13 protein-coding genes and 2 pseudogenes are annotated in these 16,814 nt (G+C 69.3%); 8 read left to right on the top strand and 7 right to left on the bottom strand.

Annotated features, from left to right (window positions below):
* The first annotated feature begins 80 nt into the window (after positions 1–80).
* Positions 81–1,148 carry an integrase core domain-containing protein gene (locus QOZ89_RS44105; RefSeq protein ID WP_071048461.1) on the top strand — a complete coding sequence of 356 codons (1,068 nt, stop codon included), beginning with the start codon at positions 81–83 and terminating at the stop codon, positions 1,146–1,148.
* Here QOZ89_RS44105 and QOZ89_RS44100 read toward each other — a convergent pair.
* Both QOZ89_RS44100 and QOZ89_RS44095 read right to left on the bottom strand, forming a co-directional pair.
* Positions 1,145–2,024, bottom strand: a pseudogene (locus tag QOZ89_RS44100) (IS982 family transposase). The gene QOZ89_RS44105 and the pseudogene QOZ89_RS44100 overlap by 4 nt on opposite strands.
* 58 nt (positions 2,025–2,082) lie before the next feature.
* Positions 2,083–2,751 carry a winged helix-turn-helix transcriptional regulator gene (locus tag QOZ89_RS44095; RefSeq protein WP_071048462.1) on the bottom strand — a complete coding sequence of 223 codons (669 nt, stop codon included), beginning with the start codon at positions 2,749–2,751 and terminating at the stop codon, positions 2,083–2,085.
* Positions 2,752–2,833: 82 nt separating this feature from the next.
* Here QOZ89_RS44095 and QOZ89_RS44090 point away from each other — a divergent pair, with 82 nt between their 5' ends.
* Positions 2,834–4,402: an MFS transporter gene (locus QOZ89_RS44090; protein WP_198543215.1), complete on the top strand. Its 1,569-nt coding sequence runs from the start codon at positions 2,834–2,836 to the stop codon at positions 4,400–4,402.
* A 232-nt stretch (positions 4,403–4,634) separates the two neighbouring features.
* Here the strand turns inward: QOZ89_RS44090 and QOZ89_RS44085 are convergent.
* A pseudogene (locus QOZ89_RS44085) lies at positions 4,635–5,092 on the bottom strand (transposase); the annotation flags it as partial.
* A 607-nt stretch (positions 5,093–5,699) separates the two neighbouring features.
* On the opposite strand from QOZ89_RS44085, the gene QOZ89_RS44080 reads away from it, so the two are divergent.
* The 3 genes from QOZ89_RS44080 (at position 5,700) to QOZ89_RS44070 (ending at position 9,008) form a co-directional block, all read left to right on the top strand.
* Positions 5,700–6,461 (top strand): SDR family oxidoreductase, encoded by a 762-nt coding sequence (locus QOZ89_RS44080; protein WP_071048463.1) that lies wholly within the window; start codon positions 5,700–5,702, stop codon positions 6,459–6,461.
* A 130-nt stretch (positions 6,462–6,591) separates the two neighbouring features.
* Positions 6,592–7,995 (top strand): IS1380 family transposase, encoded by a 1,404-nt coding sequence (locus tag QOZ89_RS44075; protein WP_241841672.1) that lies wholly within the window; start codon positions 6,592–6,594, stop codon positions 7,993–7,995.
* A gap of 338 nt (positions 7,996–8,333) precedes the next feature.
* The gene (locus QOZ89_RS44070) at positions 8,334–9,008 is read left to right on the top strand and encodes a winged helix-turn-helix transcriptional regulator (protein WP_071048465.1); all 675 of its coding nucleotides are present in this window, start codon (positions 8,334–8,336) and stop codon (positions 9,006–9,008) included.
* A 340-nt stretch (positions 9,009–9,348) separates the two neighbouring features.
* On the opposite strand, the gene QOZ89_RS44065 is transcribed toward QOZ89_RS44070, so the two are convergent.
* Positions 9,349–9,720 (bottom strand): hypothetical protein, encoded by a 372-nt coding sequence (locus QOZ89_RS44065; protein WP_071048466.1) that lies wholly within the window; start codon positions 9,718–9,720, stop codon positions 9,349–9,351.
* Between the two features lie 232 nt (positions 9,721–9,952).
* Between QOZ89_RS44065 and QOZ89_RS44060 the strand changes: the two genes are divergently transcribed.
* Positions 9,953–10,300, top strand: coding sequence for a hypothetical protein (locus QOZ89_RS44060; RefSeq protein ID WP_071048467.1), 348 nt, complete (start codon positions 9,953–9,955; stop codon positions 10,298–10,300).
* Positions 10,301–10,550: 250 nt separating this feature from the next.
* Here the strand turns inward: QOZ89_RS44060 and QOZ89_RS44055 are convergent, their stop codons facing one another.
* The gene (locus QOZ89_RS44055) at positions 10,551–10,802 is read right to left on the bottom strand and encodes a hypothetical protein (RefSeq protein WP_116271491.1); all 252 of its coding nucleotides are present in this window, start codon (positions 10,800–10,802) and stop codon (positions 10,551–10,553) included.
* A 58-nt stretch (positions 10,803–10,860) separates the two neighbouring features.
* Here QOZ89_RS44055 and QOZ89_RS44050 point away from each other — a divergent pair, with 58 nt between their 5' ends.
* The gene (locus tag QOZ89_RS44050; RefSeq protein WP_116271492.1) at positions 10,861–11,190 is read left to right on the top strand and encodes a hypothetical protein; all 330 of its coding nucleotides are present in this window, start codon (positions 10,861–10,863) and stop codon (positions 11,188–11,190) included.
* A gap of 612 nt (positions 11,191–11,802) precedes the next feature.
* Complete coding sequence (locus QOZ89_RS44045; protein ID WP_071048469.1) at positions 11,803–12,360, top strand: hypothetical protein; 558 nt, start codon at positions 11,803–11,805, stop codon at positions 12,358–12,360.
* Positions 12,361–13,061: 701 nt separating this feature from the next.
* Here the strand turns inward: QOZ89_RS44045 and QOZ89_RS44040 are convergent.
* A complete protein-coding gene (locus QOZ89_RS44040) occupies positions 13,062–14,318 on the bottom strand; it encodes a PP2C family protein-serine/threonine phosphatase (RefSeq protein ID WP_071048470.1) in 1,257 nt (418 codons plus the stop codon).
* 767 nt (positions 14,319–15,085) lie between these two features.
* On the bottom strand, positions 15,086–16,708 hold the full coding sequence (locus QOZ89_RS44035; protein WP_312626674.1) for an IS1634 family transposase: 1,623 nt from the start codon (positions 16,706–16,708) through the stop codon (positions 15,086–15,088).
* Positions 16,709–16,814 lie beyond the last annotated feature (106 nt).

Raw genomic sequence — 16,814 nt, 5'->3', positions numbered from 1 at the left:
ACCTGTAGGGTGCCAGAAGTCGGCCTGAGCCTGTGACCTGCGGCGATGCGATGGTCTGGCCATCGGCATGATGGTCAGCTGTGGTCGTGCGTCTGCTGTATCTGCTCTTCGTGCAGGTGTGTCGGTGGCTGGTGCTGCTGGGTCGTTCGTCGGCTTCGAAGGACGTCGAGTTGCTCGTCCTTCGGCATGAGGTCGCGATGCTGCGCCGTACCCAGCCCAGGCCACGGTGGGACTGGGCGGACCGGGCCGTGCTCGCCGCGCTGATCCGGCTCCTGCCGCAACGGCTTCGACTGCACCGGCTGATCACCCCTGGCACCGTCCTACGGTGGCACCGGCGCCTGGTCGCCAGGAAGTGGACCTACGCACGCCGGACCGGACGGCCGCCGGTCGATTCGGAAATCGCCTCGCTGATCGAACGGTTCGCGACCGAGAACAGGACCTGGGGGTACAAGCGGATCCAGGGTGAGTTGCTCAAGCTCGGCCACCGCGTTGGCGCGTCCACTATCCGCCGGGTCCTGAAGTCCTGCGGGCTGCCTCCCGCTCCTGTGCGGCAGACCGACACGACGTGGCGGCAGTTCCTGCGCACCCAGGCCTCGACGATGCTGGCTGTTGACTTCTTCCACGTGGACTGCGCGCTGACGCTGCGGCGGCTGTACTGCTTCTTCGTGATGGAGGTCGGCTCGCGCTACGTCCACGTCCTTGGGGTTACCGCGCATCCGGACGGGCCGTGGACCAACCAGCAGGTCCGGAATCTCCTCATGGACCTCGGGGACCGGGCGGCCGGCTTCCGGTTCCTGGTCCGCGACCGCGCCGGCCAGTTCACCGCCGCGTTCGACGCGGTCCTCGCCGACGCCGGCATCACCGCCGTCAAGATCCCACCCAGAACTCCCCGAGCAAACGCCTTCGCGGAACGATTCGTCCGCACCGTTCGAGCCGAAGTCACCGACCGCATGCTGATCTTCGGTGAACGGCACCTGCGCGCCGTCCTCGCCGAGTACGCACGGCACTACAACGGACGACGCCCCCACCACGCCCTCCAACTCCAACCGCCCCGACCCGACCACCCCATCGCCGACCTCACGGCAGGACGGATCAAACGCCGACCCATCCTCGGCGGCCTGATCAACGAGTACGAACCAGCCGCCTAGAACCCGCAGGTCAACGCTGGTGGCCGAGTTCTGGCACCCGACAAGATCGCCGCAGCCATGGCCATGATCCGCTGGGCGACCCTGATCGCGACGCCCTCGTAGGTGCGTCCGCCGTGTTCTTCCAGGTCAAGCTGCCCCTTGAGGGTGTCGTTGACCGATTCGATGAGCTGGCGGACCTTCTTGAGCAGCGGCTCGCCGGGCCGTTCCTTCTCCGTCTTGCGGTGCGGTCGCAGCAGTGTGACGCCGTCCACGGCGAGTGACCGTTCGAGATCCTTCGAGGCGAAACCCTTGTCCGCAATCAGCAGGATCTTCCCGCGCTCGGCCACCAGGTCCGCGTTGTAGTCGAGCATCGCCTCCAGCACCTCCCGCTCGCCGATCTTCGGGTCGGCCAGCGCCCACATGATCGGCATTCCGGTGGGAGTGCAGACCAGGTAGAGCTTGAGTCCCCAGAAATACCGGGAGTGTGACGCGCAGTAGCCGTAGTTGGCCCAGCCCCCGAGGTCGGAACGCTTCACGGTCGGCCGGGACATCCCGCACGGCACCGGGTCGCATCAGTGATCCAGTGGGTGTCGAACCAGAAGTCGGTGTCCACGGCGAGATCGCGGACGACCTTCTTGACCAGTGGTAACGCGTTGCGGAGCCGCTTGTTGTAGCCGGGCTGCTGCGGCAGGTAGGGGAACATGTCGGACAGGTGCTTGCGGGCGTGGCGCAGCCAGCGGGCCTCGGAGGTGAACCCGAGCAAGGACTGCGCCACTGCCAGGCAGACGAGTTCGGAGTCGGACAGTAGCGGCTGTTTGCCCACTCGCGGCCTCCCTCCGTACTCGTCGTCGATCTTACGTACAGTGCAATGAGGAGGGTCTCCATGTCTTGCGTCACAACTCGATCTTGGAGGCCCTCTCCCCGTGCCCGGCCACCGGCCACCCAGCAGCCGGAATTACTCGTCTAGCGGTTCTGCGCCGCCAGGTAGCTCGGCCGGCTCCGGCCGAAACCGCCGGAGGACCTTGGCGTTCCCTTGTGTTTGCAATCCGCCGGCCCGCGCGGTGGTGAGGTTCAGCTGGCCGGTGAGGACGCCGACGAGGAGTTGCGGCGGTCCGGTGAGAACGAGGTCGGGCTTCTCGGCGGCACCCAGGCGCGGGTGGACCTTGCCGTCGCCGGTTTCGACGGTGATTACGTCCTCGCCGGTGCGGAGCTCGATGGCGACGGGGGGTTGGTCGGGTGTTCGGTCGCTGACCAGGAGGCTGATCGGGACCGCGAGCCAGTGGCCACGGCGGGCGTCTTGCTCGTCGGGTTCCGTCATCAAAGGAGCGCCCCACCGTCCGAGCTCCAAAAGGATGGCCTTGAGCTCCTGACCGCGTGGGGTGAGCCGGAAGACGGCGGTCGCGATCGGCGGCGGCGCTTCCTCCCGGGAGACGACTCCTTCACGTTCCAGGTCGCGAAGGCGCTCGGCGAGCAGGTTGGTGGCGATCCCGGGCAGGCCCTTGTGGAGGTCGGTGTAGCGGCAGGGCTGCTGCAAGAGCAACTCGCGCACGATCAGCAAGTTCCAGCGATCGCCGATCACATCGAGGGCCTTGGCGATGGCACAGAACTGTTTGTACGAACGCATGCCAGCAACCTAGCCCGATCGAACTTGAGAAGCAAACTGGACGGCTTGTGTTTCTCAAGGAGTGACTGTAGGTTCTCAAGCCATGGAACGGAACCCGCTGATTCTCGTCTCGCTGCTGCTGGCGGCGTTTGTGATCAACCTGGACATCACGATCGTCAACGTGGCGCTCCCGACGCTGGTGAGCGAGCTACATGCGTCGAACTCGCAGCTGCAGTGGGTCGTCGATGCCTACAACCTGTTGTTCGCCGCGCTGCTGCTGGCTGCAGGCAGCCTGAGCGACCGCCTCGGCCGCAAGGGATTTCTGCTTGCTGGCCTAGGCGTGTTCGGAGTCGCCAGCTTCGTCGGCGGTCTGACCACGACCTCCGGCGAGCTGATTGCCGCCCGCTGCTTCATGGGTGTCGGCGCGGCGATGATCTTCCCCGCCACCCTCTCGCTGATCTCGAACGTGTTCACCGAGCGGACCGAGCGGGCCAGGGCGATCGGCCTCTGGGGCGCGACGGCGGGCATCGCGATCGCGCTCGGCCCGATCGTCGGGGGCTGGCTGCTTGAACAGTTCAGCTGGAAGAGCATCTTCTTCGCGATGGCGCCCGTCGCCGCTGTCGGCGCCGCCCTCGTCGCCTGGAGCGTGCCGACTTCGCGCGATCCGGCCGCGCACAAGACCGACGGCCCGGGACTGGTGTTCTCGAGCGCGGCGATCGCGCTGCTGACCTACACGCTGATCGAAGCCCCGAAGTACGGTTGGAGCAGCGGCCGCACCCTCACGGGCTTCGCAGTCTCAGCCGCGGTGTTCGCCGTATTCATCGTCCGCGAGGCCACCGCCGCGGAGCCGATGCTCGACGTCAGCCTCTTCCGCAACCCTCGCTTCACCGCCGCCTGCGCCTCCGTCACGGTCACCTTCTTCGGGCTGTCCGGCTTCAGCTTCCTGATCACTCAGTATTTCCAGTTCTTCAAGGGCTACGGACCGCTGTCCACGGGCGTCCGCCTGCTGCCGGTCGCGGTGTCCGTGGGAATCATGTCGGTGCTCGGCACCAAGTTCGCCGTGCGCTTCGGCACCAAGCAGGTCGTAACCGTCGGCCTGGTCCTTCTCGCCGGCTTCTTCGCATGGGTCTCGACCGCAAGCGTGGCAACCAGCTACCTCGAGATCGTCGGTCAGATGCTGATCGGCGGCAGCGGCGTGGGGCTCGTCAGCGCACCGGCGACCGAGGCGATCATGGGGGTCGTGCCAAAGGCCAAAGCTGGCGTCGGCTCTGCTGTCAACGACGCCACCCGCCTGCTTGGAAGCACGCTCGGCGTCGCCGTGGTCGGCAGCGTTTTCGCCTCTATATACAACAACCGACTGACCACGAGGCTGCCCACGGAGCTGGCTCCGCCGCTCGCGCGCACCGCCCACGAATCCGTCGGCGGCGCACTCAACCTGACCCAAGGCACTGGCCTCAGCGATCATCCCGCACTCGCGAAGACCGTCCATTCCGCAGTGTCCACGGCGTTCTTCGACGGCTTCAGCGTTGCCTGCCTCGTCGTGGCGGGCGTCAGCCTGGCGGGGGCGATCGTCACCCTGCTCCTGCTGCCCGCCCATCCCGAACTGCCTGCCCGTCCCGAACTGCCTGCCCATCCCGAAGCAGAGCCGGCCCCCGCCCTGGAGCCCCAATGACCGGGCCGGCCATTCAACGCACCACCGCCGGACGATCGAATGGTGGGCGCATCGCCGACCATTCCGCCGGATACGCGCCGGCGCCGGTGTCCGCCGACGTGCCGGCGCGATGACCCGACTGGCCGGCCCCGGCCTCGCCCCTCCGGGACGGGGCCGGCCAGTTCGGACACCACTCCATACCAGAACGGCCGGCGTGTGCCGGTGGACAGCTCAGGGAATCTCAATGACGAAGTCAAGCCGTCTGCGTGACCGGCGGGACGGAGGTGAACTGTCTCTTGTCACGCAGCATGGCCCACAGCACGTCGACCCGGCGGCGGGCGAGGGCGAGCAGGGCCTGGGTGTGCAGCAGCCCCTCGCCGCGCTTCTTGAGGTAGTAGTCCCGCGACGGGCCTGGCCGCATCATGGCGGACTGGGCGGACATGTAGAACAGCCAGCGCAGGCGGCGGTTGTAGCGCTTGGGCCGGTGGTAGTTGCCGGAGCGACGGCCGGAGTCGCGGGGCACCGGGGCGAGGCCGGCGTGGGAGGCAAGGCGGCGGCCGGCGTCGCGGTAGCCGGACAGGTCGCCGACGATGGCGACGAACTCGGCGCCCAGGATGGGGCCCATGCCGGGCAGGGACTCGATGATCTCGGCACGCTGGTCGGTGCGGAGATGTCGCGGATCTCCCGGTCGTTGTCCTTGATCCGCTCATCCCGCCACGTGCGTGAAGTCGTCGCCCACAAGCCCGGCGGCCCGTCGAACCCCGCCCACCGCCCGCGTCGGTCACCGGCGCAAGCCCGCTCACGAGAGCACTCCCCAGCGTCCACGGCGTCCAGCCCGAGGACACAGCCCTGCATGTTGACACTTTAAAAAATGAATCGTAACGTTGCTTCTGTGAAGTTCTGGATGGTGATCTTGAACAGGCCGCGACGAGCAGGGGACAGGGAATGCGGGTACGCCAGGTTGTCACCGGCCACGATGCGGAGGGTCGCGCTGTGGTCCCGCAAGGCGCGGCGATATCCGTCTTGGCTTGGGGAGCTAGCTCGCACTCCTCTGGAGTGCAGATGAGCCCGCCCGCCACCTGCCCGAACACCGGGAACAGTCCGGCGGCGCCCGCTCTCTTCCCACCTGCAGGTGGCATCCGTTTCGTTATGGCGACGTATTCGCCGGAGTTCGAGTTCGCTGCATCAGGATCCAGTCCCGAGATGCACATCGAGCACGGCGACGAACCCGGAATGCACTGGACCGACTCGACGGATTTCGGGTCTTCAACGCGGCGAACGACGCCGTTGAGCGGTTCGATCTGAGGGAGTAACGAAAATGGGTAGGCTCGCGGGCAAGAACATCCTTGTCACCGGCGGAAGCAGCGGGATCGGGCTGGCCACAGCGCAGGAATTCGACAGAGAGGGCGCACGCGTCGCCATCTGCGGCTTGAACGAGGAGACACTGAAGGCGGCTAACGAGACGCTCGGAGCCGGAAGTCTCGCCGTTCGCACGGACGTCAGCAATCTCCCCGATCTCGACACAATGTTCGCCACGATCAAGCAGGAGTTCGGACACCTGGACGGCGTGTTCGTAAACGCAGGTCACAGCGAATTCATGTTGTTCGAAGACGTGACAGAGCAAAGCTTCGACAAGGTGGTAGCCGTCGATTTCAAAGGGGTGTACTTCACGATCCAGAAGGCCCTGCCCCTGCTCAGGCAAGGATCGTCTGTAATCATCACTTCGTCTGTCGGCGCCCGTAAGGGGTGGCCGACAACCTCGACCGTCTCGGCCTGCAAGGCCGCGGTCAGCCATCTCGCTCGAATCCTCAGCGCCGAACTCCTGGACCGCGGAATTCGCGTGAACACTCTGAGCCCGGGCCCGACGGACACGGCAATGTTCAGTCGCTTCGCAGGCGAAGAGCAGGGAGAGGCAGTCAAGGACATCCTCCGAACCAACAATCCAAGCAAGCGGCTGGCCGAGCCGGTGGAGATCGCGAAGCTGGCCGTTTACCTGGCGTCGGACGATTCTGCGTACGTCGTCGGGGCGGACTTCCTGATCGACGGCGGGGTCACAGCCATTTCGGGCGTGGGTGCCTGAGCCTGGATGCACCGGCCGATATGTCTCGTGCTCGGTGGGTTGAACGAGAAAGTTCCCTCTGACCTGGGAGGATGGGAGTTGCTGAAGCTACCGTCCACCCGGTCGAGAGGGCACTTCCGAAGTGCGATTGTTGCATGTCCCGTCGAAGATCCATCTTCGGCGTGACGACCCGAACCTGGTCGCCTGTGCCGGCCTGGTGCCGGTGATGCGGCTGGCCGAGCGGGCCGGCCTGCCGGACCTGGTCGCCGAGCATCTGCGCCTGCCCGCCTCGGCCAGGTCGGCGGGGGCGAACCCGGAGGCGAAGGTCGGCTGTCTGGTCGCGGGGATGGCAGCCGGGGCGGACAGCATCGACGACCTGGGGCTGCTGCGCCAGGACGCGCTGGCCGACCTGTTCGGCGGGATCCGCGCGCCGTCGACGCTGGGAACGTTCCTGCGGTCGCTGACCTGGGGCAACGTCCGCCAGCTCCAGAAGGTCGGCCGGCTACTGCTCGCCGAACTGGCCGCGGCGACGCCGCTGCTCGGCGGGGCCGGCACGCTGGCGTTCGTCGACCTCGACTCCTGCCAGCGCCGGGTCTTCGGCCCGGCCAAGCAGGGCGCCGCCTTCGGCCACACGAAGATCGCCGCCAGGTCGGTGTTCGTCCGCGGCCTGGGCGCCCTGGTCGGGACGGTGTCGACGCCGACCGCGGCGCCGGTGGTCGCGGCCACCCGGCTGCGCGGCGGCAGCGCCGTCTCGGCGAAGGGCGCGGCGAGCTTCCTCGCCGAGACCGCCGGCGCCGCCCGCGCCGCCGGCGCGACCGGCCTGGTCGTCGCCCGGTGCGACTCCGGCTTCTACACCGCCGCCGTCGTCGCCGCGGCCCGCCGCGCCGGCGTCTTCTTCTCGATCACCACGCCCCAGAACGTCGCGGTCCACGCCGCCTGCGCGGCGATCGACGAGGCGGCGTGGACCCCGATCCGCTACCCGAAAGCGATCTGGGACGACGACCTGAAGCAACGGGTCTCCGACGCCGAGATCGCCGAGACCACCTACACCGCCCTCGGCCACACCGGCGCCCGGGTCACCGCCCGCCTGATCGTCCGCCGGGTCAAGGCGCTCAACCGCCAGGCCGCCCCCGGCCAGGGCGAGCTGTTCCCCACCTGGCGTTACCACGCCGTGTTCACCGACAGCCCGTTCACCCTGCCACAGGCCGAGGCCCAGCACCGCGACCACGCGATCATCGAACAGGTCAACGCCGACCTCATCAACGGCCCGCTCGCGCACCTGCCCTCGGGGGTGTTCACCGCCAACGCCGCCTGGCTGGCCCTCGCGGCGCTGACCCACAACCTTCTGCGCGCCGCCGGCACCCTCGCCTCCCCGTTCCACGCCCGCGCCCGCGGCGCGACCCTGCGCGCCCACCTCGTCCAGATCCCCGCCCGGCTCGCCCGCCACGGCCGCGGCCACCTCACCCTGCACCTGCCCACCGGCTGGCACGCCGAGGGCGCCCTGACCGGCCTGTTCACCGCCGTCCACGCCCCACCACCCGCCCAGGCCGCCTGACCGGCGGCCCGCCGGCACCACCACGCACCCGGTCAGCCCACCCCACGCCCTCGCCCCGAGCCAGGACCCCGGCAAGCCGCCGAACCGTGAGCGGCCGACCAGCCGCACCCCCGACAACTACTGCCAGTTAGCGATGGTTACAGACCACCCGGAACGACTCCAGAACCGGATCGGTGCATTCAGGCTGAGCCTCACCATCTACCCTTTTCTGAGCGTCCGAGCCAAAGCTTCACCCCTGTGCGCCGCAGGGGCAGCTCGGCCGCGACGAGCAAGTCAAGGGCCACCACAGCGCCCTGGCCCGACGGCACAATACTTCAGAGCAGTTGGTGCTTGTTAATATGAAGGGTACCGTTGCCTTCATGAAGCGATACGGCCAGGTGTGCCCCATAGCCAGATCCCTGGACGTCGTCGGCGAACGGTGGAGCCTCCTCCTCGTGCGGGAGCTGACTCTGGGCCCGCGCCGTTACCGCGACCTCGCGGCAGGGCTGCCGGGCATCCCCAGCAACGTCCTGGCCTCACGCCTGAAGGACCTGCAGGGCGCGGGCGTCGTCACCCGGCGTACTCTCCCCGCACCGACCGACGTGACCGTGTACGAGCTGACCGGCGCAGGCCAGAGGCTGCTGCCCGCGCTCAAAGAGCTGCTGGACTGGGGTCTGCGCTACGGACCTGAACCGTCCGAAGACGACGTGAGCCAGCCCGGATGGGCACTGCTGATCGGCGTGGGCCGGCCGAGCGCACTGCCTGACGGTCAGACGTGCGAGCTCCGCGTAGGGCCGGAGTTCTTCTATCTCAGCTCCGATGCCGGCAAGCTCACCGTCCGCCGCGGGCCGGCACCGCATGGCGACGTGGTGGTCACCATGTCCGCCGACACCCTCTACAGCCTCATGAGCGGCCAGACGACCGTGGCCGATGCCGTCGGGCACAGCACGGTCGACGGCGACGCCAGGATCGCCCGCCGCGCTCTGGAGCCGCTCGCCGCCGCCGCAGTCGCCACGCCGACACCCGCGATCTGAGCCGCCCCTCAGCGGGATCAGGCAGCCCCGCTACGCCCGCCGCGCCCACTGGGCGCCGCTGGTCCCGGCGAGCGGACTTCACCTGCCTGGGAGAGCGACAGTCTGCGCCGCCGGCTGTCCGGCAACTACCGCAACCCCGGCCCCCGGCAGCAGACCAGTCTGCGGATCAACGCCCTGCTGCGCGAACACCTCACCGGCGGCGGCGTCGCGCTCGCCACCGCGACCGAGGCCACCGTCTGGCTCGATGGCCTCCAACAGCCGCTGAACCTGACCCGCAAGGCTGGCCGGCTGCTCGCGGAGAACACCGTCCTCGTCCCCCTAGGCCACCGGTGTTGACCTGTTAGTTCCCGGGCTCAGCCGTGTGGATTCCCTCGGGCGCATCGTCGGCGAAAATGCCGTAGGGCGCGCCGCCGGCGGTGTAGCCGGCGACGAAGAACGGGCGGCCGTCGAGTGTTATCCATGAGTTGTCGTGGGGCCACTCGTCGCGACGTTCGGCTCGGCGACGTGGGATGGCCGCTGGGCGCCGTGCCCATCGACGCGCGGTATCCGGGAGTTCGACGCCGAGCGAGGTCAGGTCGTCGTGGGCGGTGTACCGGTCGACCCCGTACCGCCTGGCGTAGCCGCCGATGGTGATCTTGATGCCGGTGCGGATCCATTCGCGCGCCGAATCGCGGCGTTGCCCTTGGCGCATGCGGTGCCGGCGCGGCTGCATGACGTCGATGCTAACGATAGCCTGGTCCGGCGCGATGGCTGTGTCGCTGCGGGCTGCCTGGCCGACGCCCGACCGAGGTGTAGGGCTTCGGACGGGCTGACCGCACGAAGCACCTGATGCGATCCCGTCGAGACGGTCCTACCGCTTGGCGGGTGCTGTGCCTGGCAGGTCAGTCCAAGCACCACGAAGCGGCATCCTCGCGCAGTCGCTGGCCCCGACAGGCGAAGGCCAGGTGCTGGGAGGGCCCACGATCGGCCGCCACACCCACGAGCAGCGGATCACGTTCGTGCTGGTCGACGACGTGTGCGCGTTCGGCGACGCGCTCAACCCGCTGGTCGAGGACCGCGATCTGCGGGTGCGGGTCGTCGCCGCCGACCGGACCGAGGCGTTGCGCTCGCCCGACTACGACTCCACCGCGTTCCGGCTGCGCCGTGCCAGCTCGACGAAGATCGCTCTGGCGCCGGACACGCCCGGCAACGACCCGGTGAGCAACCGGGCCGTCGACTACCGGATCGGCGCCCCGGCGCCGGGCCGGGGATTCCTGCTGGCGCCCGACGAGAACCGCCTCATCCAGACCTGACGCCAGCTCGGCGCCGTCGGCTGCTGCCGGGCCGTGGGCATGAAAGAAGACCAGGACTCGCATGTCCTTCACATGGTGCGGGGACCTGGTTCTCACCCTGGGCTGGTGGTGTTGCCCTGCCGGCATGGGAGACGGGCGCCGCGCGGCCTGGCCGCGGGAACCGTGATCGCGCCGGCTGCCTCCGGCGGCACCCGCCGGGACGTCCGCCCAGCTCCAGGACCTGAAGGCAGAGGTTCGCTTCCATGGCCCTTCACGCTCCGATCCGTCGAGGTCTCGCGGCGGCTGCCGTCGCCGGCGCCGCACTGCTGCCGCTCGCTGCCTGCCAGCCCGGCACCCCGGTCGCGACCGTCGCGCTGGCGACGACGACCGCCACTGAACAGCCGGCCGACCAGACGACGGACCAGTCGACGTCCGAGCCCTCGTCGACGGCCGGCTCGCCGACGTCCGCAGCGCCGGCGAGCACGCCGGCGACCGCGCCGACCCCGACGCCGACGGCAACCACGTCCCCTGTCCCGACTTTTCCGGGCGGCAAGGGAGCTGGCGGCCCAGGTTCAGAGAGCGTGGTCATCACGTCTCCCGTCTCGGTCTCCGGCCACATCGACTCGGGAGTCAGCTGCCAGACCGCGGGCGCCCACTATGTGGCGTCGGCAAGCGGGACGGTGCACGGCTATTCCATTTCCAACACGGTGGTGGTGACCGGCTATCACGGAGCCGGCACCTACCCGGCGCTCGTGACCTTCTCCGTCGCCGTGCCGGACACCCACTACGCGGTGAACGCGGTGCCCACCACCGTGCAGATCACTGACAGCGGCGGTGAGGTCTCCTTCTCCGCGACGACCGACGGCGGCCGAACGCTTGCCGGCTCGATCGTGTGGGCCTGCCCGGTCTAACGCCATGCGACCGGCGAGTACAGGTGAACAGCCGGCGACGAGGGCGCCCGCCGCGGCGCGTGCGGGTGCCCGGGGGACACAGCGATGCGGACATCGTGGTCCGCGCGGCGATGCCGACGCACAGGCACATGCGGTCCGCCGCCCGGCCCACCGGGCGCGGTCGGCCCACACCGCTGGCCGACGCTGTTGAGTAGCCGACCCGCGTGGCCCCAGCTCCTTCATCATCGGAGCTGTCGGGATGAAGTCTTAGACCCGAGAAGACACGCGTCAAGAAACGTCGTCGAGGATCTAACTTGACACCCCCGAGGCCTAGCTGATCATGTGGTGCTGGGGTGTACCCCAATCTGATACGGGGGCATCGGGGAGCACACGGTGCCGTGCGGCGGGCGGTGACCAGCCGGCGTGCGTCGATGTTCCGGAGCCGACCTGCATCCCCGCCCCATCTCCTACACGTCCCACAGCCGCGCCGTCCGGTCGTCAGAGCCGGTAGTGAAAGCGTGCCTGCGAGAACGCCAGCCATTCTTGTCGGCCGTGGCGCCGTACCACGGGTAGGACACACGGACGTGCTCTCTGGCGACCGGCGGCTCCGAAGATCGCCCTAGAGTTCCCGATGTGGGCGAAGAACCGCATGAGAGCCACGGAACGCCGCTGGAGGACTACAAGCTGACCAAGGCGGACCAGCGCCGGCAGCAGGGAAGCGAGCGCATCAAGACCTGGGTCGAGATGGTGCTGGACGAGAAGGAGGTCGCGGATCCTGTCCTGAACGCTGGACGTGACGCAGCCGCGCGCCGCGCCATGGAGATCCTCTACAGGTCTCAGCCGAAGGACCACGATCTCATGCGGTGGCGTGTGCGCCTCTACTGCGGCCACATCACGCAGACACGGCGTCACGTCACCACGAGGAACCCGACGGTGTCCGGGATGTCATCCATGTGCTGCCCGGACTGCGGCCTCGACCCGTCTCTCATCGTGGCGTATGAACCGCTGGGCCTGGTCGCCGAGCCACCCGGTCCCGTGTCGAGGCCCGCTACCCCGATACGCCAGCCAAGTGGCGCGCAGCTCGAACGACGGATCGCCGAACTGGAGGCTGAACTCGCCGGGCTGCGAGTATCCACGCTCGTCGTCGATCCGTCGCGGCCGAGTGCCCGGTCTGCTCCTGCGGGCAGCTGAGGACGCACCCCCCCCCGCTGCGCGGGTGACGGTCGGACACCCGTCGCACCACCGCGGCGGTCCTGCGCTTGGGGAGTTATCGGCCCCTGACCGTGCCGTGGCCATCGCTTCAGATCAGGTTCAGAGGCCATGACGACTCGCCACAGTCGCCGGACATGGGCGGTCTTCCAGGCGAGCCGCGCCCGGACCTCAGGCACCCTGGCAACATCTGACCGGTTCGCCTTGGCTGCACGGCGCCTCTCTGGTGCATGCCGACGGCCCGGTCACTTGCCCACCTCCGGGCCGGCTCGGTCGCTCGTCGACGTCCAAGGACATCGAGCTACTCGTGTTGCGGCACTAGGTCGCCGTGCCGCCGCGCACCAGCCCAAGCCCCGGTGGGGCTGGGCGGACCGGGCCGTACTCACCGCGCTGATCCGACTTCTGCCGAGAAGGCTTCGGCGGTACCGGCTCGTCGCCCCCGGCACCGTCCTACGGTGGCCGCCGCCTGGCCGTCCGAATGTGGACCTATCCACACAGGACCGTACGACCGCCGATCAGCCTGGAGATCGACGGGCCTGCGTAGTTGGTAAGCCTGTGCGCGGGATGGCGTTGTGGATCTGACAGGCCGGGCAACTGGGCGCCGGCGGCGCGGGCTGGCGCTGGCGACGGGGTCTGTTCGTGGTGTTGCTGCTGGCGGCGGCTGGGGGACGTTGCGGCGTCGGTCAGAACGGTTCGGGTGGCGTGAGGATCTCGACGGCGAGCAGCGCGACGTCGTCGTTCAGGGCGCCGCCACTCCAGGCGTGCACGCTGACGATCAGACGGTCGAGCGCGGTGTCGAGGTCTGCCGGTTCCGTCCCGGCGGTTCCGGCGTCGTCGGGTTCCCGTTCGGGTGGGTGCCGGGGCGGTGGCCGGTGGGCTACCGCGGGCGCGTGCGTTGCCGCGCAGGTCAGGGACCGAGCGCCTGCGGCGGCGTTCAGCCGGCCGGCCCGATCGGCACCGGCCGGCTGTGTGCCCAGTGAGGCGGCGGCCCCGGGTAGCAGCGGGAAGAACGTCCCTGTCACGGGGTCGCGTGCTTCGGCGATCCCGTCGGTGTACAGCAGAAGCCGGTCGCCGGGTTTCAGGCAGGCCGAGCCGACGACGTCGCCGGCGCTGCCCAGGCCCAGCGGCAGTTGTCGGCCGGGGGGTTCCAGCAGCCGCGCCTGCCCGCGCCGGACCAGGAGCGGGTCGGGGTGCCCGGCGTTGGTGAACCGCACGTGGCCGCCCTCGACGTCCATGACCACAGCCGTGGCGAAGTCGTCGTCCATCCCGGCGGAAGCCACCTCGGCGTCCAGCTCGCGCAGCACCGTGCCCAGGTCACCCGACTGGCGTGTCACCACGCGGAAGCAGCTGGTCACCAGGCTCGCGAGGCGGACGGCCGCGAGGCCCTTGCCCCGCACATCCCCGATCAACAGCCGTGCCCCGTGTTCCTGGGCCACCAGCGCGTAGAAGTCGCCACCGACGTTCGCCTCGGCCGTCGAGCTCTCGTAGCGGGCCGCCAGCCGCAGGTGCGCGACCCTGCCAGGTACCGGCGTGAGGATCGTTCGCTGGACCGCCTCCGCCACCCGCGTGACGTTCGCGAGCTTGGTCTCCCGCCGAGAGTGGTAACGGCTGAGCAGAACGGCCATCACCCCGCCCGCGGCCACTCCACCCAACCGGACCGCCTGAGCGGGCCAGCCGCTGGTAGCCGACCCGTAGAGATGATCCCGCACCCCGAGCACGACGACCGCCACCACGGCCAACACCCCGTACATCGTGGTCAGCCGCGGTCCGACGACCGTCGCGGCCAACAGCGGGCTCAGAACCGTCAGCTCCAGGATCACCCACTGGCTGTTCGCGAACTCCAAGCTCGCCAACCCCACCAACAACACCAACGGCACCAGCACCACCAGCCGGTGCCAGCCTCGGCCGGTCCGGTGATGGGCGGCGGAACGCTCAGCCATCCAGATCCGGCGCCACGCCCCACGAGGTGCTCCTCACCTCGACGGCGATACCCGCTCCCGGGCGCGGGCGAACCGGGGGCAGCCAGGGACCTGTGGGTCCATGGCTGGACCTCCGCGGCCGGGCCGCCGACTGGAGATGACCATGTATTGACCACGTCGACAGGAATCCGGACTGTCCTGGAAGACGTCGGCGATCGCTGAGGCCCTCGCTGACGGAGTGCTTGAACCTCTATGACCAGGTGTCCACCGGAGTGCGCCTGCTCGTCTGGAATCGTCGCGACAGCCACAGGTCCATGCTTCTTCGCTTCCTGACAGAGCAGGTCGTCGGCTGGTCACCGAGGAACAACGGACGCTGCCGGACTGCCTCCTCGGCAGGTGCCCCCAGCCACGTCTCGCGCTGCGTCACCATTGAAGCCGCGGCGACCTCGTCGTCCGGGACAACACCTGCGTGCCTTGCCATGCGACGCATGCACGCCGACCTCCGCCGGCTGATGTGGCGCACCGCCCCGACCGGCGAGGCGAGCAGTCGACTCGCCCGATCCCTCCCACGGAGAGCGTCGACACGGCCGAGGAAACAATGATCGCGGCGACGATGGCGAAGGCGGCGCAGACCGCCAACACGCGCCGACTTCCCGAATCAGACGCTGGCCACCCGCGGGCCTCGCCGATCAGGAAGAGCAGGGCGGCCTTCGGATCTCTAGGTCCGCGACGTCTAGACCTGTCTTCCGCACATGGGGTTTCGATGTGTTGACCGGCCTGGTTTCTGATCAAGGTGGCTGGGTCGGGTCGACACCGAGGATGTCGAGGAGGTGCTGGTGCAGAGCCGAGGGGCGGGGGATGTAGGCGACCTGGTCGCTTTGGGCGGGCACGAGGCGCAGCCTGCTCAGCGTGCCGAAGACGAGTGCTCCGGTGGGGCGGGCGGGACGGCCGGCGTAGAGGCCGGGGATCTTCCCGTCGGGGCCGGCGCCGAGCCGGGCTTGGCGCTCGACCAGGCAGAAGATGAGCAGGGCCAGGCAGATCACGTGGATGAGGGCGTGGATCCGCTGGTTGGAGTGCAGGAACATCGGCGTGACCGCGAGCGGGCCCTTGAACGTGCCGTAGCGCCGTTCGGAGACCTCCTGGCCCTTGTAACGGGCGAGGACCTCGGCGGGACCGATCTCGGGGTCCAGGTTGGTCAGCAGGGCGTACCAGCCGTCGATGGTGGCCTCGGCGTCCAGGGCGGCCTGGTCGAAGTGCCAGGCCAGGGCCGGTTTCCCGGTGTCCGGGTCGACGCTGGTGGCCGCGACGAGGTAGCGGGAGACACGGTGCTTCGTCGCGAGGAGGGTCAGGCGGGCCTGCACCGCCGCCTCGGTGCGGTAGAGGTGGTGGCTGCCGGCGGCGCGGGCGAGGGTGTCGAGGTCGTCGCGGGCGCGGGCGAGCTTGAGCGCGCGGGCGGCCTGCGCGGCCTGCGCGTTCGCGGACGACCAGACGAACACCGTGCGCACGGTGACCGGCGGGTCCTTCTTGCGGGGCCCGCGCAGGGTGGTCACGCCCTCGCGGGCGCGGTAGGCCGCCCGCTCGTGGATCGGCTTGTCGCGGTCCCGGGCCGCGACGTGGTCGATGATCGTGGCGGTGGCCCAGTCCTGGCTGGCCAGGACGTCCGCGGGCACGACCGCCTTCGGCGCCGGCGCGAGGAACGTGACTCCGGGCGTGGACGTCAGCGCGGTCAGGTTGCCGTAGGAGACGAGCTTCGTGTCCCCGACCAGCAGGAAGCGCCTGGGGCCGGCGAGCTGGGTCAGCGCGCGCATCGCGCCGGTGACCTGGGAGACCTCGCCAGCGCCGCCGTCGTAGGCGCGGTGCACCAGCGGGATCCCGCCGTCACCGGTGGTCGCCAGGCCGGTCTGGACCTGCTTGAGGTCGGGCCGGCGGTCCTTGGGACGGCCGTACTTCGGGGTCGCGTAGTCCTCGTCGACCTCGGGGTAGGCACCGTGCAGCGAGATCGACGTCATGTCCCAGTGGACGCGGGAGACGTCGAGGCCGAACGCGGCGATCGCCGCGGCGCCGACCGAGCCGACGACGGCCTCGCAGACCGGGGCGAGCGCGTCAAGCGCCCGACCGACCCGGTCGTCGTTCAGAACGTCCGGCGCGACGCCGAACACCTCCTCGACCGCCCACTCCCGGGCCCACGTCGCGACGTGCAGCAGCGGGGTCGGCGAGGTCAGCCGGTTGGCGACCAGCGCGGCGATGACCTCGCCGTGGGTGGCCCGGTTGACCTTGTCGCGGATCGGGGCGAGCCGATCGATCGTGTCCACGAGGCCGAGGCGGTCCAGGTAGTCGCGCACGACGGGGAGCGCGCCGAGCGGCTTCTCGACGCTCGGCGGCCCGTAGTCCCTGGCGACCGACACAGCCACGAACAGTCCCAGACCCGTCACTACGGATCGCGATCATCCCGACGTGGTCCGAACAAGGGATCAAGCAACTGTCTCACCGCACGGACGTGCGGAAGACAGGTCTAGA

Source organism: Pseudofrankia coriaricola, from assembly GCF_032027725.1.
Classification (GTDB): Bacteria; Actinomycetota; Actinomycetes; order Frankiales; family Frankiaceae; genus Pseudofrankia.
This window is presented reverse-complemented; position numbering and strand designations above follow the sequence as displayed.